This is a genomic window from Enterococcus villorum, assembly GCF_007990225.1.
GTDB lineage: Bacteria > Bacillota > Bacilli > Lactobacillales > Enterococcaceae > Enterococcus_B > Enterococcus_B villorum.
Map to the genome: position 1 here is coordinate 186,155 of NZ_BJWF01000001.1, position 20,945 is coordinate 207,099.

Consider the following 20,945-nt stretch of genomic DNA (forward strand, 5'->3'; position numbering starts at 1 on the left):
TTTCTCTTAAGATAGAAGAAAATAAGTTTTTATAAGAAAAAAGATAGGTATTTTTTCTATAGTTTGTTATCATTATAGATAACAACACAATTAATTTTGAAAGGATCCTACAATGAAAACAAAAAAACTATTGTTAAGCATGGGATTAGCTGCAACATTCCTTTTGGCAGCTGGTTGTTCCCAAAATAATACAGACAAGTCAGCTTCTTCTGCTGAAAGTTCGACTGAAAAAACAACAGATAGCAGTACAAAAGAAAGCGTAGATTTAAACTCACTCACCCTTCCTCAATTAAGCAATGAAGTGGCCGCTGATGAAGACTTGGTCGAAATGGTGACATCAAAAGGAACAATCAAAATCAAATTGTTCCCTGAAATTGCCCCTAAAGCGGTTGAAAATTTTATGACGCATGCAAAAGATGGTTACTATGATGGTTTAACTTTCCATCGTGTTATCAAAGACTTTATGATCCAAGGTGGTGATCCAAAAGGCGATGGCACTGGTGGAGAAAGTATTTGGGGGAAAGGCTTTGAAACAGAGATTTCCAACAAACTCTATAACATACGTGGAGCTCTATCTATGGCGCGTGCGCAAGATCCAAGTAGTAATGGAAGTCAATTCTTTATTGTCCAAAACGCAGATGATGTTCATGATGGTCTTTTAAAAGATGATTATCCTCAAGCCATTATTGATGCCTATAAAAAAGGTGGTTCTCCTAATTTAGATGGTGAGTATACCGTGTTTGGGCAAGTCATTGAAGGAATGGATGTCGTTGATAAAATCGCCAACGTCGAAACAGATAGCTCTGATAAACCGACTGAAGATGTAAAAATCGAAAAAATAAATATTTTACAAGAAGCAAAAGAATAATTAGCTGACTATTTAAACAAAAAAAGAGCGAAGTTTATCAATCCATTCTTCGCTCTTTTTTGATTGCTTTTTAAGGTTGAACCTTTACCAGACAGCTTTTTCTTCACAAAATTTCTGACTGCCCTACTTCGCTTTTTTTATTAAGCATCTTTATTGACGATAAACGTAAATTCGCATTCACAAACTTTTTTATCCTCAACATAGGCAGCTGACAAAGCGGTTCCGACTGCACCCTTCATCTTAGTGATCTCAAAATGACATTTCATCACATCTCCTGGAACCACTTTTTGGCGAAATTTCGCTTTATTGATTCCACCAATATAGGCTCTTTTCCCTAAAAATTCTTCGGACTTTAAAATTAAAATAGAGCCAGCTTGCGCTAAGGTTTCTAAAATTAAAGCACCCGGCATGACTGGATTGTCTGGGAAATGCCCTTGAAAAAAATCTTCATTGATTGTCACGTTTTTTGTCGCAACAATTTTCTTTCCTGGCTCTAATGTATCGACATAATCGATATAACAAATAGGATAACGGTTAGGAATCAAGTCCATTACTTCAGTAGCAGATAATACGTAAGACATAATATACTCCTTCTTTTGGCTAGTCGCCTTATTCATTACTTTGATTATCAAAGTATCATATTCTTAAATTTTTAGCAATCTTTTTTTACTATCCAAAAAAATAGTTTGACAATCAAAACATTTTGACTAATAATAGAAAATCAAGAGGTTATTATTTTGCAATTATTATTTATTTTACGACCGATTAAATCTTTTAAGAATCAAAGGAGTGTCAATATGTCATTTTTAGAAGGAAAAAAAATTGTCATTATGGGGGTCGCAAACAAGCGTAGTATCGCTTGGGGCTGTGCCGAAGCAATGATGAAACAAGGTGCTGAAATCATCTATACTTATCAAAATGAACGAATGAAAAAATCGTTGATCAAATTAGTTGGCGAAGAGGCTTTTACTGTAGAATGTGACGTTGCTAGTGATGAAAGTATTGAAAAAGCAATGGATACCATCGGTGAATATGCTGGAGAAATCCATGGTTTAGTTCATGCTATTGCCTATGCAAATAAAGAAGAACTATCAGGTAACGTATCTGATATTTCACGTGACGGTTATCAGTTAGCTCAAGACATCAGTAGCTATTCCTTAATTGCTGTCGCTAAGTATGCACAAAAATACCTTGCTCAAAATAGTGGAATTGTGAGTATGTCGTATTTAGGTTCACAACGCGCTATTCCAAATTACAACATGATGGGCATTGCAAAAGCTTCATTAGAAGCCGCTATTCGTTATTTAGCCGCTGAATTTTCGCCTAAAGGCATTCGTGTGAACGGAATATCAGCTGGTGCCATCAAAACACTAGCAGTTACTGGAGTAAAAGATTATCAAAAATTAATCCAGCTATCTGAGTCACGTACGCCTGACCAACAAGGTGTAACTATTGAAGAAGTTGGAAATGCTTGTGCTTTCTTGATTAGTCCACTATCAAGCGGAATCATTGGCGATATTATTTATGTCGACAAAGGTGTCCACCTTTCTTAATTTAAATACTCAATCAAAAAGAACGAATCGATAAACCGATTCGTTCTTTTTTCATTTGATGATCTCATTTTTCATTACTCGACGACTTGAATCCAGCCTTCTGGTGCTTCAATATCCCCAAATTGGATCCCAGTCAATTCATCATATAGACGTTTGGTCACAGGACCGACTTCAGATTCGCTATAAAAAACATGGAGATGATTTTTATAGTAAATACCTCCAATTGGTGAAATGACTGCAGCTGTTCCGCAAGCACCGGCTTCTGCAAATTGATCCAGTTGATCAATAAAGATATCTCCTTCAACCGCTGTTAAACCTAAACGCTCTTGCGCCAATTGTAATAATGAATATTTGGTTATACTTGGCAAAATCGATGGAGATTGTGGCGTAATAAATTGCCCATCTTTTGTGATCCCGAAGAAATTGGCAGCACCTACTTCTTCAATTTTCGTATGTGTTGCAGGATCTAAATAAACACAATCTGAATAGTCTAACTCTTTTGCTTGTGTGCCTGGTAATAAGCTAGCTGCATAGTTTCCGCCAACTTTTGCAGCACCCGTTCCATTAGGGGCTGCACGATCATAGTCAGACACAATGAAATTCGTTGGTTTTAACCCACCCTTGAAGTAAGCTCCTACTGGTGTACAAAAGACCACAAATAAGTATTCTGGCGCCGGATGGACACCAATATTTTCACCTACACCAATCAAAAAAGGACGTAAATAAAGTGTAGCGCCTGTTCCATAAGGCGGAACAAATTCCTCATTGGCTTTGACTACTTGTTTTACCGCATCAACAAACATTTTTTCTGGCACCATCGGCATTAATAACCGTCTTGCACTTTGATTCAAGCGACGACTGTTTTGATCTGCTCTAAACAGATTGATTTTTCCGTCTTTTCTTCTATACGCTTTTAATCCTTCAAAACATTGTTGCCCATAATGAAGTGCAGGGGAGCCTTCATGGATTGTTAAATAATTATCTTCTGTCAACTCACCTTTTTCCCACTGTCCATCCTTCCATTTTGCTACGTAACGCCAAGGAGTTTTGATATATGAGAAACCTAAATTATTCCAATCCAATTGCATATTCATTCCACCAATCATTGTTTTGTGAATATTTTAGCACTGTCGGTTCCGTTTGTCATTTTATTTTTAGAAAATTTCTCTACTTCAAACTTTTCTTGCCATTTTTCTTTTTGCTAGGTTCTTGTTACAATACGTATAAGTCTATATTAGAAAAGAGGATTTTATGTTTTTACAATTGGCGACAAATTCAACGACAACGTCTACTGGTGATACGCTCACCGAACAAGCGGTTCACCAAGTCAATGCTTTCCAACGCTTTTGGAATACCATCAACTGGGATGCTATTTTAGCGACTTTTATTCAAAAAAGTCTTTATTTAGTTTTTTTAATCATTTTATTTGGTTTCATTAACCGTATTGGAAAATATTTGATTGATAAGTCTTTTAAACAGTATGCTAAAAAATCGATTTTAAACGAAAGTCGTTTAAAGACCTTACATAGTCTTTTAAATACTATTTTTCACTATACCATGGGCTTCTTTTTCATTTATGCGATCTTATCGGTCGTTGGCGTGCCGATTGGTTCTTTATTAGCAGGAGCTGGAATTGCTGGGGTAGCTATTGGTTTAGGTGCACAAGGTTTTATGAGCGACGTGATTACAGGTTTCTTCATTATTATGGAACAACAAATGGATGTAGGTGATTACGTCAAATTAGCAAATCTATCCATTGAAGGCACCGTAGCTTCTGTTGGGATTCGGACATTGCAACTAAAAGCAGTTGATGGGACGATTCACTTTATCCCGAATCGAAATATCACCACAATCAGCAATCTTTCAAGAGCAAATATGCAAGTCTTATTAGATATTCGGATTGTTCCAGAAGAAGGATATGACCAAATCTATGAAATCATTGAAAAAGTTAACCATCAGTTAACGAAAAAATATCGGGACGAACTACAAACAGAGCCAACAATTTTTGGGTTGGTTGATTTAGGTAATAGTAATTTTGCTATCCGTACAGTCTGCTATGTATTAAATGGAAAACAGTATACGTTAAAAGAAGAATTTCTAAGTTCTTATGTAAAGGAATTGTCAGCAGCTGGCTTTACGATTCCTAACACTCCTATTATTTTAAAATAAAAAAGATTGAGACAGGAATACATGTTCCTTTCATTTGGACCATTTTGTCCATTTGAATCCTCATGTATCTTCTTTGTCTCAATCTTTTTTAGTAGTTAACTTTCTTGGTCATCCCACAATATTCATGCTTTCTTTTAGTTCTTCTATTTTGGGCGAAACGATATTTCGTCGTTCCAATTCATGAACCATGAAATTCACAGCTTTCAATAGTTCTTTTCTTGTAATGATCCCTTTAAAAACTTTTTCTTCTGTCACAACTGGTAAAAAAGGGGAATCAACTAGTAAATGCAGTACTTCTTCCAGTTCCCAATTTTCATCAATAGTTGCGACTTCTGTTTCCATGACGTCAGCAACAGTCAATCCTTCTAATGGATCCATACTGATGGTTTGAAGATCAATCATTTTGTTGACGACGTCAGATAAACTGACCAAACCGACAAAGCGGTCATCTTTTCCTAAAACTGGAATTTTCGTATAACCTACTTTCGATAAAACAAGTAAACCATGTGATAACGGATGTTGATACATGACATTTGCTACGTTTTCAGCAGAGATTAAAAAAGTTTCTTGGTTTTGTAGCAATAATTCTCTTACAATAGGTCCAATCATCGGATGGCCTCCATTTCTATTTCATTCAACACTCATATTTTACCGAAAACGGATGCAAAGTTCATATAAAATAATCGAGATTTTAGTAAAATTTAGAGAAATTTTACTTAGCTTGAAAAGTGAATGCTAATTCTTCCACTGGTTGATGCGCACGATTATAATATTGAACATGGATTTGTTCTTTTGTATGTTCAATACGGGCATAAGAAGGGATTTGTATAGGGCCTCGTGGCTGTGAAATGCTCCCAGGGTTTAAATATAAAACCCCGTCGACCATTTCACAGCCAATTTGATGAGTATGGCCAAAAAAGGCCATGTTTGCGCCACTTGCTTTTGCCTCAATTGCTAATTGAGTAAGACCAAAACGAACGTTTGCCAAATGTCCATGAGTTATAAAGATTTTATCAATTCCAGTATTGATGACTTGCTTTTCTTTAAACTCTGAACTATAGTCACAATTCCCTTTTACCACATGAAAATGCGACCATAATTGGTCTTCAAAAGATAATTCAGAATCACCACAATGAAAGAAATAATCGACTTCTTTTTGATAGCGGTCAACTAAATCAACTAAAATTTCACGATCCCCGTGATTATCACTGACAACTAAATAGTGCATTATTTTTCACCTTCTAACCAGTTTTGCCATTCTTGGCTTAATTTAGCCATTGCTTGTGCCCGATGGCTGACTTTATTTTTTTCTTCGCTAGACATTTGTGCGGCTGTTTTATTTGAACCATCCGGAAGAAATAGAGGATCATAGCCAAAGCCATTCTCTCCTTGTGGAATCCTTCCTATTTTACCAGGCCATTGCGCTTCTACCACTAAGCTTTCTTTATCTGGCGCAGCAAAGACTAACGTGCAATGGAATTGAGCTGTTCTTTTCTCATCCGGAACATCTGTCAATTCAAAAAGTAGTTTTGCATTATTTCCTGCATCACTTTTATGTTCACCGGCAAAACGAGCGGAATAAATTCCTGGCATACCACCTAAAGCATCCACTTTTAAACCAGAATCATCAGCTAGTACTGGTTGATTCAACAAATAGGCAATAGTTTCAGCTTTTAACCGCGCATTTTCTTCAAAAGTTGTCCCGGTTTCTTCTACATCAGGTAGTTCAGGGTAGTCAAACAGTGTCTTTACTTCATAACCAGCTTGACCAAACATTGCCTTAAATTCTTCTGCTTTTCCAGCATTTCGTGTCGCAATCACTATTGTTTTCAAAGGTTCTTCCTTTTCCTGATCCCATTGTTTGAATAAAACTCTTTTTTGTTCCAGGATCAATTCCTCAATTGCTGTTTTGCCGTAAAAAAGCATTTCATTTAACTCTTCACCGTCAAAAGTAGCCCCTTCTCCGGTTCCTTGGATCTCAACGAACTTTCCTGATTCAGTCATCACAAGGTTCATATCTACCAAAGCTTTCGCATCTTCTTCATAATCTAAATCGGCCACACACATTTGACTTGGTAATATGCCTACACTGATTGCTGCTAAATGTTCAATAATGGGATCTTCTTGCAATACTTTGGTTTGTAGTAATTTTTCAATTGCTAGTTTTAAGGCGACAAAAGCCCCTGTAATACTAGCAGTACGCGTGCCTCCGTCTGCTTGAAGAACATCGCAATCGACAATAATACTGCGTTCCCCTAATTTTTCCAAATCAACGACTGCTCTTAAGGAACGTCCAATCAATCGTTGAATCTCCATGGTGCGTCCAGAGAGCTTTCCTTTGCTACTTTCTCTTTTATTTCTTGTATGAGTAGCCCGAGAAAGCATACTGTATTCTGCTGTGACCCAGCCTGTCCCTGTATCTCTTAAAAAAGGCGGTACATGATCTTCGACTGTTGCAGAACAGTGAACGATTGTATCTCCGAATTGAATCATGACAGAACCTTCTGGATGCTTCAACACATTGGTTTGAATCGTTATTTTTCTTAATTGTTGCGGACTTCTTCCATCATGGCGCATCTATTATTCTCCCCCTAATTCGATATGATCGACACTGATCGGACCAATCGGCAACCAATCTTGTGCAATTTCTCTAAATAACTTCGCTGAGCCTGTCGTATAAAAATGACAGAATGTTCGCCCATTCTTTGGCGAGTTACTAATTTCAAAATAATCTAATAACATAGAGACTTCACTCACTGTTTCTGCTCCTGAATCAATCAAAGTCACATTTTCCCCCATGACATTTTGTATAATCGGACGCAATAAAGGGTAATGCGTACATCCCAAAATAAGCGTGTCAATTTTTTTGGAAAGTAATGGTACTAAAGTTTCCGCAACAATTTTCTTTGCGACAGAAGAATGGTATTCATTACTTTCTACCACAGAAACGAATTTTGGACAGGCTAAACTAGCTACCGCTAGTTCAGGTACTTTTTCTTTCAATGCTATTTCATATGCACGACTCTTCACAGTACCGAGAGTTCCGATAATGCCAACTTGTTTATTTTTTGTTTGTTTGACTGCGGCTCTTGTTCCAGGGAGGATTACACCGATAACTGGAATGGGAAGCGTTGCTTTGATCTCTTCTAAAGCAACTGCGGTCGCTGTATTACAAGCAATCACTAACATTTTAATTCCTTGTTTCATCAAACAATTAGTCATTTCCCAAGTAAATTTAATTACTTGTTCCGCTGGTCTTGGACCATAAGGACAACGTGCAGTGTCTCCCATATATAATATATTCTCATTTGGTAACTGTTTCAGGGCTTCTTTTACTACAGTCAATCCGCCAACACCTGAATCAATAAAACCAATCGGGCGATTATCAGTCAATAGTCTCATCCTTTTTTCTCAATAAATTCTATCTTCCTTATTGTGGACTTTTTAAGTTGATTTTTCAAGTACTACCTTTTCAAAGGAGTGCCAAAAATAAGTCGGCGACCTCTTTAAAAAAGAAAAACAACTGCCAACTTGGATCAAAGAAAAAGATCTGGTTGTAACAGTTGTTTGGTTTCATTTATTTAGGAATTTTGACTACTCGTCATTTGAACGGAGCCAAATTGAAGACAACTTTATCATTATTGGCTAGTTTTATTTCATTTGCGCCCTTTTCTGCCATATGCCCATTAATCGTGAAGGTCCAATATATCCCTTTGTCTTTGTCCTGGGTATGATGATCAATTGCTGTAATAAATCCATTATCTTCTTCCACTGTAAATTGTTGTTTCAATAATTGCAATAATGTTTGCTTCGGCTGATAATCGACTGTTTTTTTTGTTAGCTCTTTTCCTTCTTGCGCCAAGATAATCGTGACTTTCTCCGTTTTAGTTTGAGAGTAGGTACTAGACTGCTCCGTAGCAGTAGGTGATTGGCACCCAGAAACGACAAACAGACTGATAATTGTGACTAAAAATAATACAACTTTTTTCAAAAGAAACACTCCTCTTTGTTCATATAAATACTCAATTGTTCAATAATAACTAATGAAAGACTTTCCCGGCTCGCTCATAAAATAGTTCTTTTATAGAATAAACCACATTTATATAACGTGCCAAGACAAAAAAGAGATCCGATAAACGATTGATAAATTTATAAGCTATCTCATTCGTTTCTTCTTTCATGATCAACTCTGTGATCTCTCGTTCTGCTCGTCTAGTTACTGTCCGTGCAATATGAAAATATCCAGCAACCAGATGTCCACCAGGTAAAATAAATTTTTCAATGATAGGAAGTTTGGATTGATAAAAATCAATCATTTTTTCTATTTTATCTAAGTCCTGTTGATTAATGAGCCATTCTTTCCTCTTTGCAGGTGTAGCAAAATCTGTTCCTGCATCAAATAATAGTATTTGTATGTGTGTCAATTCTTCAATTAACTCAGAAAATTTTGCAGAATCTAATTCTGCAATGATTGTCCCTACCCAAGCATTGATTTCGTCAGTACTGCCGTATGCACGTACCCGAGGGGAAGATTTCTTTAATCTTTGGCCACCAATGATACTGGTCATACCCTTATCCCCGCTTTTGGTATAAATTTTCATTTTTACGCTCCTCTTTTATAACCCACATTTTAACTGAATTTTACAGTGTGTACAGGTACTGCAACCACCAATCTCTTCAATCGTTCCTTCGTGACAGATCGGGCATCGCTCATCTTCATGATCAATCGTTTGATTTATGACAGGTTTATCTTGAGCATCTTCAAGCAAAGATTTTTCTATGTCAAAATCATTTGCAAAGCTGTTTTCTTCAGCTGATAGCGTCAGCACTTGAGAATCACGACTCCCGTCGACATACACTGTCCCACCTTTAGCACCTCCTTGATAAAGTTTTTCATAAATCGCCGCTACTTCTTTGACGCTATACCCTCTAGGTGCATTGACAGTTTTTGAAATGGAGCTATCTATCCATCGTTGAATAGTACATTGTACATCCACATGCGCCTCAGGAGAAAGTTCCATCGCTGAAACAAAATACTCTGGTAAGTGAGAAGCAGTGGCTTCAGGATGGTCAGCTAAATATTCGTCCACAATTTTAGCATGTACTTCAATAAATTTCCCCAAACGACCACTTCTAAAATAAGAGAATGAAAAATATGGTTCTAAGCCAGTGGATACGCCTGTCATTGTTCCTGTGGAGCCTGTTGGTGCAATGGTTAACAAATGAGAATTACGGATGCCATAAGTTAAAATACCTTGTCGAATATTTTCTGGCATTTTTTTCATGTACCCTGATTCAATAAAACGTTGACGTAACTGTTGTGTCTCTTCTTTCGTTTGACCGATTAGATAAGGAAAACTCCCTTTTTCTTTTGCCAATTCAATGGATGTTTGATAGGCTGTCACTGCAATGGTTTCAAACAATTGATCAATCAATATCGCGCTTTCTTTAGAACCATAAGTCTTTTCACAATGAATCAATAAATCAGCCAATCCCATCACACCTAAGCCAATTCGACGTTCGCCTTTTGCTTGTTGCTCATTTTTATCAAAGAAATAAGGTGTCGCATCAATCACATTATCTTGAAAACGAACGCTAGTTCTGACTACTTCTGCTACTTTTTGTAAATCGATTGTTTTTCTATGTTTGTCGAACATATTGGCTAGATTAATCGCTGCTAAATTGCAGACAGCATATGGCGTAAGAGGCTGTTCGCCACATGGATTCGTTGCGACTACTTTTTGTCCATAAGCTGTAGCATTTGTCATTTCATTAGCATTATCAATAAAAAAGATGCCTGGTTCTGCAGAATAGGTGGCACAGTAAGTGATTAATTCCCAAAGCTCTCTTGCTTGAATGGTTTGATAAACTTTTACCCTTCGTCCGGTTGCTTCCCATTCTCGAACATCCCCTATTTCAGCCCAATGTTGGTCATAATCCTCCATTTCTTCTTTTGTATATTCTTCAATAGCAGGAAAACGCAGTTCATAGGTGCCATCTTGTTCGACTGCTTGCATAAATTCTTTGGTTAAGCAAACGGAAATATTGGCTCCAGTTAAAAAATCGGGGTCCTTTACACTATAGGTTCCACCTTGTTTTAATTTTTGGCGAACTTCTTTCACTAAAGCATGGTTTGCATATTGAGAAAATTCTTCATGCGTATTCAACACTTCAAATAACGCTTTTTCGTCTGAGGATAATGGTAAGAAAGAGAGCTTTTCACTTGCCAGTTGTTTGATTTTTTCATTTTTACTATGAACTATTAGCTGTTGTAAGATCATCGGGTTTTGGATTTTTGAAATAATAAACTCAAAAATATCAGGATGCCAATCATTTAGCATGATCATTTGCGCTCCTCTTCGGCTTCCTCCTTGTTCTACTAAATGCGTCAAATTTGCTAGATCATTTAACCAAGAAACTGCTCCAGAAGATTTTCCATTGACTCCGTGTACGACAGCAGATTTTGGCCTTAAAGTAGAACCATTTGTTCCCACACCTCCACCACGGCTCATAATTTCCATTACCTCTTGTCGATGAGTAGCTAAACCTGTACGAGAATCTTTAATAAATGGCATCACAAAACAATTAAAATAAGTCACTTTGGTATCGGTTCCTGCGCCATACAAGACTCGACCAGCAGGAATCAAGTTTTGTTCCGTTAGTTGTTTATAAAAATCATTATAGAATTTTTCTTGTTGTGATCCTTCGACCCCAGAAATCCCAAAAGCTACACGAGAAGCAATTTGTTCAAAATACAATTCTAGTGGCTTTTCAACTTCGCTTTTTTGTCTAATTACAACACCACTATTGGTTTCTTTAGGATCGGTTAGAGAAGACTGAAATTCTTCTTCCACTTTGATTATTAACTGTTCCCCTACTTGTTCTTGAATGATCCCAATCCCTCGTGCTGGATATTTTGGGTCTGCTCGTACGGTCAAAATGACGAGATCACCAACCGTTAACGTTTGATTGTGTGGGTCTTTATACGTATAACGATCCAACATGATCAAACGTGAAATTCCTTCAAAAGTTAATTTCATTTGAGAATCAATGGGGGTTACTTCTGAATAGTTTCGAATATCTTGATTTAACTTTTCTATATATTTTTCTGTATAATTAATCATTATATTACCACCTCTCTGACAAAAAAACTATATATAGTGCGTATAAAATGTTAACACACTATATAATGTGTTATCAAACCTTGTAATAATTTTTTTCTATGATACAATGGGAACTAATACCAATGATAAAAGGAGTATTTTTCGTAATGAATCCATCCAATCCTCGTTTTTCCATTCAAAAATTTGCTTATCTATCACTTTTAACTTCTGCTTGTGTCGTCGGCAGGCTCTTTTTTGTTTGGCTGCCAAATGTTCAACCGATGACTGCTATTCTTTTGTTACTTGCTTTTTACGGTTCATTAACTGATACATTGCTTGTATCCTTGTTAAGCTTATTCATTACAAATTTATATTTAGGATTGGGCACATGGACAATTAGTCAGATGATTGCTTTTAGTGGGATCATTCTTTTTTTCCATTGTATCCGTAAGCTCCCATTGGTGGCTAAACACGTGAGTATTCAAGCCGTTTTCAGTTTTTTTTGTGGCATAATCTATGGTTTGATTGTTTCTCGAATCGAAACTTTTATTTATCAAGTTCCTTCTTTTTGGGTTTATTATTTTCAAGGACTACCATTTGATTTCGCTCATGGAATGGGGAATTTTTTCTTTTATATTCTACTCTTTCCATTATTTCAAAGAATTATTTTCCCGCTGTACCGTAAGCATTGTTGATTTTTAGTTTTATCAACTTTTTATGCTTTTTTGAAAAACAAAAAAACCAAGTCTTACTGAGACTTGGCGTTTTTTTATTTAAAGTGATTCAATTTTCTTGTGAACGTTTATATTCTAAAAAAAAATAGGAAAAATAAATTTCCTATTTCTTATATTTACATAAATGACTCATGTAATTGTTCTTTTTTTTACAAAATCAATAACTGTATTTTCTTTTTTCCAAATAAGAAGACAGTAGAGACAATGCATAACAAACAACAAAATACATAAAGGTCATCATAATAAATACAGGTAAGACATAATTCGTATTTTGACCGTAAACAATTCGCGCTTGGTGTGTTAATTCTGGTAAGGAAATAATCACAGCTAATGAAGTATCTTTAATTAAAGAAATTAATTGACTGACGATAGCTGGGATCATTGACTTAAATGCTTGAGGTAACACAATAATTCGCATCGTTTTCACGTAAGACAAACCTGTAGAAAGACCAGCTTCCATTTGCCCTTTAGGTACAGCATTCAATCCGGCACGGAAAATTTCTGATAGCATAGCAGATTCAAAAATCGTCAAAGCAGCGACTGCTGACCAAAAAATATTCATTTTGATTCCAATCTGTGGTAAAGCAAAATACGTAAAGAAAATAATCAATAGCAAGGGTAAATTTCGAATAATATCAATCAATATTCCTAATATTTTGGAAAGATAAGGTATATTAGCAAAACGAACAACTCCGAATAAACCACCAATCAAAAAACTAAAGATGATTGAAAATAGTGAAACTTCCACCGTTACTTTTAAACCTTCTAGTAAAAAGCGTACATTCATCCATGAAAAAGCACCGCTAAAATCCATTCTGTTCTCCCCTTTCTATGAACGAACTGCCCATTTTTTCTCAAGATATGACATTAAATAGGATAAAGGTAGTGTAATCACTAAGTAAAAAAGTCCGACAATAATGTAAGTATCAAAAGTATTGAACGTTTCACTAGCAACTAAATCTCCCTGATACATCAGATCCAAACCAGCAACAATGGCTAATATGGAAGAATTTTTTACCAAGTTAATAAATTGGTTACCTAATGGTGGAACGACAATCTTAAAAGCTTGTGGCAAAATAATGTAACGCATGGTTTGTGCATAAGTTAGCCCTGCCGATAACCCCGCCTCTGTTTGCCCTTTTGGTACTGTTTGAATACCCGAACGAACAGTTTCTGCAATAAAGGCAGACGTATAAATGGTCAAACCGATTGTCCCAGCTTGGAATCCATCAAAGCTGACCCAATAGATAGGTACAACTACGTAAAAAAACATTACGATAATTAATAATGGGATATTTCTAAAAAATTCCACATAAGCTTTTGCTAAGCCACTAATGACTTTATTTTCTGACAATTGAAAAATTGCCATAAGTGTGCCAATAATTAAGCTAAATAATAAAGCGAGTACACTTGCATAAATGGTGATTTTGAACCCCTCTAAGAAGGTAGATCCATAAGTTTGTATCAATTCACCCATTTTTTCTCCTCCTTAATCCACTTTTCCTTGCGTTGTATCTGGGAACCATTTGTGAAAGATTTTATCATAGGTGCCGTCTGCAATCATGTCTTTTAATGCTTTATTGACGGCCTGTAAGAAGTCTTTTTGTCCTTTATTGATTGCAATACCATATGGTTCATTCGTAAATGCCTCACCTGTTAAAGTATAAGCAGGATTTTCGGCTGCCATTCCTAATAGGATAGCATTATCTGTTGTCATTGCATCTCCTTGACCTGATTGTAACGCAGTAAATGCTTCTGCATAGTTTTCTAATTCTAAAACTTTTGCATCTGGCGCATGTTGATGAATATTGTCTGCTGAAGTTGAACCTTTGACAGCCAATACTGTTGTATCAGCATTTAGATCATCGACACTTTTGATTGGGCTCCCTTTTTTGACTAATAAGGATTGACCAGCATCAAAATAAACTTCAGAAAAATCAACTTGTTTTTTTCGTTCATCTGTAATCGTCATAGTAGCGATGATCGCATCAATATTTCCATTTTTCAATAAGGGAATACGTGTCTTAGAAGTAACTTCCACAAATTCCGCTTTCCCATCTTTTCCTAAAATCTTTTGGGTAATCGCTTTAGCAATATCAATATCGAATCCTTGAACTGTACTGCTTTTAATGTCCATCATACCAAACAAACGAGTATCGTACTTTACGCCCCAAGTAATCGTATCTGTTTGTTTACTACGATCCAAAATATTTTCTTCTGCAACACTTTTTCCTTTACAGCCACTTAAAATAAAAAAGACAAGTCCTAAAAGGAAAAACAAACGAATCATTGTTTTCTTGCGCATATTATTCCTCCTATCAATGATTAATCACTTTACTGATAAATTGTTGCGCTCGTTGTTCTTTAGGATTTTCAAAGAAATTCTTCACATCGCGACTATCTTCTAACACTTGACCATCCGCCATAAAGATGACACGATCAGCTACTTCTTTTGCAAATCCCATTTCATGAGTAACCACAATCATGGACATGCCATCGCGTGCTAATTTTTTCATAACATCTAGGACGTCACCGATCATCTCTGGGTCTAAGGCAGATGTTGGCTCATCAAATAACAGCATTTCGGGATTCATCGCAAGACCACGAGCAATCGCGACACGCTGTTGTTGACCACCTGACAACATTGATGGATAAGAATCTTTTTTATCCAACATATTGACTTTATCTAAGAATTTTTCTGCATTTTTCACTGCACTTGCTTGATCTTGTTTTAATACTTTGATCGGTGCAAGCGTGATATTTTCTAATACAGTCTTATTAGGATAAAGATTAAAATGTTGAAAAACCATCCCAATATTTTTTCGCACTTCTGTCAATTTTGTATTTTTATCGTGCAAATCGATATCATTGATCAATAATTTACCTGAAGAAATAGTTTCTAATCCATTAATACATCGTAACATTGTACTTTTACCTGAACCTGAAGGACCAATGACAACGACAACTTCCCCTTTCTCAAACTCGAGGTTTATGTTTTTCAAAGCATGGAATTTGCCGTAGTGTTTTTCCACGTTATCAAATTTAATCATTGCCATATCATTACACTCCCATTATTATTTAGTAAGAAAACATCTAATCATGTAGAATAGACCATATTATATATGATACTTAAGCAATTTGTAAAGTTTCTTTGAAACTTTCTTTCGTCATTTTCTATCTTATACATTCTTTTTGTTGTTTTTTTTCAGCATTTTTAAGTGTCTTTTGACTTCGAACAGTTGTTTCTTCCTCTAAAAAACGGTAAGATATTAAGTGCTTAGTCTTACTAATCGTAAAGAGGTGTTTTTTTTTGAAAAATATTATTTTAACTGGGGATCGCCCTACTGGTAAATTACATTTAGGACATTATGTAGGGTCATTAAAAACAAGGGTTGAAATGCAAAGAGACGACAATAATCAGTTATTTATCATGATTGCCGATATGCAAGCCTTAACGGATAATGCAAAAAATCCAGAAAAAGTTTCTTCTAATGTCTTAGAAGTTGCTTTAGATTATTTAGCTGTTGGTTTAGATCCAAACAAATCGACACTTTTTATTCAATCACAAATACCTGAGTTGGCTGAATTGACCATGTATTATTTAAACTTGGTTAGCGTTGGTCGTGTCCGCCGTAATCCGACAGTAAAAACAGAAATCGAACAGAAAAAGTTTGGGGAAAGTGTACCAACTGGTTTCTTTATTTATCCAGTTTCTCAAGCTGCTGATATTACCGCTTTTAAAGCAAATCTCGTACCTGTTGGTGAAGACCAAAAACCAATGTTAGAACAAACACAAGAAATTGTTCAAAGTTTTAACCATACGTATGGGGATGTTTTGATAGAACCAAAAGGTGTTTTTCCACCTAAAGGTATGGGCCGTTTACCTGGAATTGACGGGAATGGAAAAATGAGTAAATCATTAGGAAATGGCATTTATATTTCTGATCCTGCTGAGGTAGTCAAGAAAAAAGTCATGAGTATGTATACTGATCCAAATCACATCCACGTGGAAGATCCTGGCCAAGTAGAAGGCAATATGGTGTTTACTTATTTAGATGTTTTCGGAAAAGACAAAGAAGCCATCGAGGAAATGAAATCTCATTATCGTCGTGGCGGACTTGGCGATGTTAAAATTAAACGTTATTTGATTGATGTTTTAGAAGAAGAGTTTGCTCCAATCCGTGCTAGACGTGAAGAATTGGCAAAAGACCCTGCTGGTGTTATGGACATTCTACGAAAAGGGAGCGAAGAAGCCGCAAAAGTGGCCGCTCAAACGCTCACAGAAGTAAAAACTGCTATGGGCATCAATTATTTCAACTAATAAATAAGCAAAAAAACAATGACTGAATCTGATTCAGTCATTGTTTTTTCTTTTTTAGCGGATATTCGCTTTAACCGTTTCACTTAAGGCTTTTTCGATTTTCGCCATTGAACGATTGATTTCTTCATCTGTCATCGTTGCTTCGGGATTTTCAAAAGTTAAACTATAGGCTAGTGATTTGTACCCTGGCTCAATATTTTCTCCTTGATAGACATCAAACAGTTGAATATTGGTTAAGAATTTACCTGCGGTGCTTCTGATAACTGTCAAAATTTCTTGATTTGTCACTGTTTCTTCCACTAACATAGCCATGTCACGTGTAACGCTTGGAAATTTTGTTACAGCTTGGAAAGTAATTCCTTTTTGTGAAGCCTCAATAATGGAAGCTAACGCCAATTCTGCTACGTATGTTTCAGGAATATCATATTCTTTTGCCGTATTTGGATGGATTTGCCCCACAAAACCGATAGAGTGTTCACCTAAATAAATTTCAGCTGTTCTCCCTGGATGCATGTCTTCCATCTCAGCAGTTGCTTGATACGTGATTTCTTCTGAAATAGCTAATTGCTCAAATAGATTTTCTAAAAGACCTTTAATGGTATAAAAATCCACTGCTTCGTATGGATGTTGCCAACTTTTTTCTTGCCAAGTACCTGTCAGTGCCAGCGCTACATGCTTCACTTCTTGTGGCAAATGAGTCAACGGATCCTTCTCCTGATAGAAGACACGTCCGATTTCATACAAAGCAACATCGCTATTTTTTCTCGCTACATTATAGTTTACATTGTCAAGTAATCCACTAATCAAGTTCATTCTTAACACTGAACGGTCTTCGCTCATTGGCCAGTCCAGACGTGTCACCATTGAATTTTTAGTAGTGAATTGTCGTGATTTTGCTTCAGTAGTTAAGGCATAGCTGATAGCTTCATTTAACCCGCTGTCTTCTAACAATGTGCGAACTTTACGAGTCGTTGCTTGTTCATTCGTTAAACTTCCGGCGACGGTTTCACCGCTTGGTAAAGTTGAGGGCAATCGATCATAGCCATAGATGCGAGCCACTTCTTCAATGATATCTGCTTCAATTTGGATATCCCAGCGTCTAGGAGGAACTGTCACTGTATATGTTTCACCTTCCAGTTGGTACCCAAATCCTAAGGCTTCAAAGATTTCACTGACTTCTTTGTCCGTTAAGTCTGTTCCTAAATAACGATTAATCCGAGAAAGTGTGATCGCTATTTCTACTTCTTTTGCTTGATATGTTGATCCTTTTACAGCTCCTTGGAGTACTTCGCCACCTGCCAAAGAAACAATCATCGCTGCCGCAACCTCACATGCTTTGTCAACTGTCGCTTTGTTAATTCCTTTTTCAAAACGAGCGGAAGACTCACTTCTTAAATTGAACTGTTTTGCTGTGCGTCGAATCGCAATTGAATCAAACAAAGCAGCTTCTAATGCAACGGTTGTCGTGGTTTCTGTAATTTCTGAATCCAATCCTCCCATTACACCAGCTAAAGCTACTGGTGTTTGGCCGTTGGTAATCACAAGATTTTCTGGTGATAGTTCACGTTTTTCACCATCCAATGTCACGATAGTTTCTGCTTTTTTCGCATGACGAACAACGATTTCTTTTGAACCTAATTTCTCATAATCAAAAGCATGTAATGGTTGCCCAAATAATAATAGAATATAATTAGTCACATCGACTACATTATTAATGGGGCGAATCCCTTCATTCATCAAAATATTTTGTAGCCATTGCGGACTAGGCTGAATTTTAACATTTTCAATAATTCGAATTTGATAAGCTGGTACCAATTCATGGTCTTCCACAGTTACTTTGATTTTATCTGACGCTAAACGATCAACTTCTACTAATTTTTCATCATCAAATTGTGGGGTTTGGCGATAGATGGCTCCTACTTCATAGGCAACACCACGCATGGATAAAGCATCCGCACGGTTAGGCGTAATCGACAATTCAATGATCGCATCATCCATATCTAAATAAGAAAAAACAGGTTCGCCGTTGACACAATCTTGAGGAAGATAATAAATTCCTTCTGCGTATTCTTTAGGAACCACACTGTCAGAGTAGCCGATTTCTTGTAAGGCACAAATCATTCCATTGGAGACTTGACCGCGCATTTTGCCTTTTTTGATTTTTACATTTCCGGCAATACGTGAATTTGGTAAAGCAACGATCACTTTAATTCCTTTTTTCACGTTTGGAGCCCCGCAGACAATCTGCGATAGTTCTTCTTCACCAATATCTACTTGGCAAATTGACAAATGATCAGAATCAGGATGTGGCACACATTCCATCACTTCACCAACAACGATTTTCTTCAATCCTTCTTCTGGATATGTGATTCCTTCCACTTCAATTCCTGTCACGGACATTTTATCAGCCAGTTCTTTGGGTGTTACTGCTGATAAATCAACGTATTTATTTAGCCATTTATAAGAAACTAACATCTTTTTTTACTCTCCTTTGAACTGACTTAAGAAACGTAAGTCATTTTGATAGAAATTACGGATATCATTGACACCGTAACGTAACATTGCTACTCGATCTGGACCAAGGCCAAAGGCAAAACCAGTGTACTCTTCTGGGTCAATCCCTGACATTTTCAACACATTTGGATGAACCATTCCTGCACCTAAAATTTCAATCCAACCTGTATGTTTGCAGACATTACATCCAGCTCCACCACATTTAAAGCAGCTAACATCTACTTCAACAGATGGTTCTGTGAATGGGAAATAACTTGGGCGTAAACGAATTTCACGTTCTTCACCAAACATTTTTTTCATCACGACTTCTAATGTCCCTTTTAAATCTCCCATGGTGATATTCTTATCAATAACTAAGCCTTCTATTTGATGGAATTGATGGCTGTGTGTCGCATCATCTGTGTCACGACGAAACACTTTTCCAGGTGAGATCATTCGTAACGCACCTTTTGAAAAGTCATGTTTTTCCATGGTACGAGCTTGAACAGGCGAGGTATGTGTACGAATCAATATTTCTTCGGAAATATAAAAAGTATCTTGCATATCTCTGGCAGGATGATCTTTTGGTAAATTCATTCGTTCAAAATTATAATGATCGGATTCCACTTCCTCCCCTTCAACGATTTGATACCCCATACCGACAAAAATATCTTCGATTTCTTCCATTATTTGTGTCAAAATATGACGTGTGCCTTGTTTCACTTGACGCCCTGGTAAAGTAACGTCAATGGTTTCTTTTGCTAATGAAGCTTGTAAAGCTGTGGCTTCTAATTCTTGTTTTTTTCGTTCGATTTCTGCCGTCAGATAATCACGGATTTCATTGGCAAAACTTCCTACTTTAGGTCGTTCTTCTGGACTTAAATCTTTCATTCCTCGTAAAACTTCGGTAATGGGACCTTTTTTCCCTAAAGTTTCTACACGGATTTGATTTAATTCTTTTAAATCCTGTGCAGTCGTAATTTTAACAATCGTTGCTTCTTTCAAGCTTTCTAGTTGGGCTTGTAAAGACATTGTCTGTTTCCTCCTTCAAATTCAAATACAAAAAAGACCTCATTCCTATCAAGGAACGAGGTCTTCGCGTTACCATCCTAATTTACGGTTAAAAACCGTACACTTACTTTTTTTAACGACAATTGCCGGTCTGAAACGATCAGACGAACTCAGAAAGTGAACTTCATTTTTCAAACACAGGATCTGCTTACAGTCTCTGACAGACCTCCCTGAACTGGTTTAGCCAAACTACTCTTTTTCTTCAACGTTCTTTATCTATTTATATAATGCCAGTTTACAAGATTTTATTGACAAAATCAACTGCATTCTTCTTCCGTTACCCATTTTTCACTCCAGACTTGCAATTGAATCATGGCTTTTTGTAAGTCTGCACCTTTTTCAGTTAACATATACTCTGAACGACTCGACTCTTTACAAGCAAAATTTCTTGTAATAATCTTTTCTTTTTCAAGTTCTTTTAATCGTTCGACTAAAACACGATCACTCACCATCGGTATTTTCGCTGCGAGATCAACAAAGCGTTGCGGACCATTTTCGAGCAAAACATCGATAATCAATCCATTCCATTTTTTACCCAAAACAGAAAAAGTTTTTTCAAATTTAGGACATAGAGCGAAATCTGTCTGTGTTAGCTCCATTTTACTCACCTCTTTTTAAGAGTATAACATATTA

At 36.5% G+C, this 20,945-nt stretch carries 21 protein-coding genes and 1 other annotated feature; of the genes, 5 read left to right on the forward strand and 16 right to left on the reverse strand.

What is annotated here, in order from left to right; translation table 11 throughout:
• Window positions 1–112: 112 nt before the first annotated feature.
• Window positions 113–868, forward strand: a complete 756-nt coding sequence (locus tag EVI01_RS00860) for a peptidylprolyl isomerase (protein WP_010751076.1) — start codon at window positions 113–115, stop codon at window positions 866–868.
• Between the two features lie 140 nt (window positions 869–1,008).
• Here the strand turns inward: EVI01_RS00860 and fabZ are convergent, their stop codons facing one another.
• A complete protein-coding gene (gene fabZ / locus EVI01_RS00865; protein WP_010719274.1) occupies window positions 1,009–1,449 on the reverse strand; it encodes a 3-hydroxyacyl-ACP dehydratase FabZ in 441 nt (146 codons plus the stop codon).
• Window positions 1,450–1,665: 216 nt separating this feature from the next.
• Here fabZ and fabI point away from each other — a divergent pair, with 216 nt between their 5' ends.
• Complete coding sequence (fabI, locus tag EVI01_RS00870) at window positions 1,666–2,421, forward strand: enoyl-ACP reductase FabI (protein WP_010751077.1); 756 nt, start codon at window positions 1,666–1,668, stop codon at window positions 2,419–2,421.
• Between the two features lie 74 nt (window positions 2,422–2,495).
• Here the strand turns inward: fabI and EVI01_RS00875 are convergent, their stop codons facing one another.
• A complete protein-coding gene (locus EVI01_RS00875) occupies window positions 2,496–3,509 on the reverse strand; it encodes a branched-chain amino acid aminotransferase (RefSeq protein WP_010751078.1) in 1,014 nt (337 codons plus the stop codon).
• A gap of 163 nt (window positions 3,510–3,672) precedes the next feature.
• Here EVI01_RS00875 and EVI01_RS00880 point away from each other — a divergent pair, with 163 nt between their 5' ends.
• Window positions 3,673–4,590 carry a mechanosensitive ion channel family protein gene (locus tag EVI01_RS00880; protein WP_010751079.1) on the forward strand — a complete coding sequence of 306 codons (918 nt, stop codon included), beginning with the start codon at window positions 3,673–3,675 and terminating at the stop codon, window positions 4,588–4,590.
• A gap of 108 nt (window positions 4,591–4,698) precedes the next feature.
• On the opposite strand, the gene cbpB is transcribed toward EVI01_RS00880, so the two are convergent.
• The 7 genes from cbpB to EVI01_RS00915 form a co-directional block, all read right to left on the reverse strand.
• Window positions 4,699–5,199: a cyclic-di-AMP-binding protein CbpB gene (gene cbpB, locus EVI01_RS00885; RefSeq protein WP_010751080.1), complete on the reverse strand. Its 501-nt coding sequence runs from the start codon at window positions 5,197–5,199 to the stop codon at window positions 4,699–4,701.
• Between the two features lie 103 nt (window positions 5,200–5,302).
• Entirely contained in the window at window positions 5,303–5,818 is a 516-nt protein-coding gene (locus EVI01_RS00890) for a metallophosphoesterase (protein WP_010751081.1), read from the reverse strand.
• A complete protein-coding gene (gene rph, locus EVI01_RS00895; RefSeq protein ID WP_010751082.1) occupies window positions 5,818–7,167 on the reverse strand; it encodes a ribonuclease PH in 1,350 nt (449 codons plus the stop codon). Before rph ends, EVI01_RS00890 begins: the two co-directional genes overlap by 1 nt.
• Before the next feature lie 3 nt (window positions 7,168–7,170).
• Window positions 7,171–7,992: a glutamate racemase gene (gene racE, locus EVI01_RS00900; RefSeq protein WP_010751083.1), complete on the reverse strand. Its 822-nt coding sequence runs from the start codon at window positions 7,990–7,992 to the stop codon at window positions 7,171–7,173.
• Between the two features lie 199 nt (window positions 7,993–8,191).
• Window positions 8,192–8,581 carry a DUF4430 domain-containing protein gene (locus EVI01_RS00905; RefSeq protein WP_010751084.1) on the reverse strand — a complete coding sequence of 130 codons (390 nt, stop codon included), beginning with the start codon at window positions 8,579–8,581 and terminating at the stop codon, window positions 8,192–8,194.
• A gap of 49 nt (window positions 8,582–8,630) precedes the next feature.
• A complete protein-coding gene (locus tag EVI01_RS00910; protein WP_010751085.1) occupies window positions 8,631–9,191 on the reverse strand; it encodes a cob(I)yrinic acid a,c-diamide adenosyltransferase in 561 nt (186 codons plus the stop codon).
• Between the two features lie 15 nt (window positions 9,192–9,206).
• Window positions 9,207–11,711: a vitamin B12-dependent ribonucleotide reductase gene (locus EVI01_RS00915; protein ID WP_025480647.1), complete on the reverse strand. Its 2,505-nt coding sequence runs from the start codon at window positions 11,709–11,711 to the stop codon at window positions 9,207–9,209.
• Between the two features lie 149 nt (window positions 11,712–11,860).
• On the opposite strand from EVI01_RS00915, the gene EVI01_RS00920 reads away from it, so the two are divergent.
• On the forward strand, window positions 11,861–12,388 hold the full coding sequence (locus EVI01_RS00920) for a DUF6580 family putative transport protein (protein ID WP_010751087.1): 528 nt from the start codon (window positions 11,861–11,863) through the stop codon (window positions 12,386–12,388).
• Between the two features lie 196 nt (window positions 12,389–12,584).
• Here the strand turns inward: EVI01_RS00920 and EVI01_RS00925 are convergent, their stop codons facing one another.
• Genes EVI01_RS00925 through EVI01_RS00940 form a run of 4 tightly spaced genes read right to left on the reverse strand, consistent with a single transcriptional unit; the run spans window position 12,585 to window position 15,483 of the window.
• Window positions 12,585–13,241 (reverse strand): amino acid ABC transporter permease, encoded by a 657-nt coding sequence (locus EVI01_RS00925; protein WP_010751088.1) that lies wholly within the window; start codon window positions 13,239–13,241, stop codon window positions 12,585–12,587.
• Window positions 13,242–13,256: 15 nt separating this feature from the next.
• Window positions 13,257–13,904: an amino acid ABC transporter permease gene (locus EVI01_RS00930; RefSeq protein WP_010751089.1), complete on the reverse strand. Its 648-nt coding sequence runs from the start codon at window positions 13,902–13,904 to the stop codon at window positions 13,257–13,259.
• A 12-nt stretch (window positions 13,905–13,916) separates the two neighbouring features.
• Window positions 13,917–14,732, reverse strand: coding sequence for a transporter substrate-binding domain-containing protein (locus EVI01_RS00935; protein WP_010751090.1), 816 nt, complete (start codon window positions 14,730–14,732; stop codon window positions 13,917–13,919).
• 13 nt (window positions 14,733–14,745) lie between these two features.
• Window positions 14,746–15,483, reverse strand: a complete 738-nt coding sequence (locus EVI01_RS00940; protein WP_010751091.1) for an amino acid ABC transporter ATP-binding protein — start codon at window positions 15,481–15,483, stop codon at window positions 14,746–14,748.
• Window positions 15,484–15,737: 254 nt separating this feature from the next.
• On the opposite strand from EVI01_RS00940, the gene trpS reads away from it, so the two are divergent.
• Window positions 15,738–16,748, forward strand: coding sequence for a tryptophan--tRNA ligase (gene trpS, locus EVI01_RS00945; RefSeq protein ID WP_010751092.1), 1,011 nt, complete (start codon window positions 15,738–15,740; stop codon window positions 16,746–16,748).
• A gap of 54 nt (window positions 16,749–16,802) precedes the next feature.
• Here the strand turns inward: trpS and pheT are convergent, their stop codons facing one another.
• The 3 genes from pheT to EVI01_RS00960 all read right to left on the reverse strand — a co-directional run bounded on the left by pheT (window position 16,803) and on the right by EVI01_RS00960 (window position 20,911).
• Window positions 16,803–19,223, reverse strand: coding sequence for a phenylalanine--tRNA ligase subunit beta (gene pheT, locus EVI01_RS00950; RefSeq protein ID WP_010751093.1), 2,421 nt, complete (start codon window positions 19,221–19,223; stop codon window positions 16,803–16,805).
• A 6-nt stretch (window positions 19,224–19,229) separates the two neighbouring features.
• Window positions 19,230–20,273, reverse strand: a complete 1,044-nt coding sequence (pheS, locus tag EVI01_RS00955; protein WP_010751094.1) for a phenylalanine--tRNA ligase subunit alpha — start codon at window positions 20,271–20,273, stop codon at window positions 19,230–19,232.
• Between the two features lie 48 nt (window positions 20,274–20,321).
• Window positions 20,322–20,527 (reverse strand) — a binding site (T-box leader).
• Window positions 20,528–20,569: 42 nt separating this feature from the next.
• Window positions 20,570–20,911, reverse strand: coding sequence for a winged helix-turn-helix transcriptional regulator (locus EVI01_RS00960; protein WP_010751095.1), 342 nt, complete (start codon window positions 20,909–20,911; stop codon window positions 20,570–20,572).
• Window positions 20,912–20,945 lie beyond the last annotated feature (34 nt).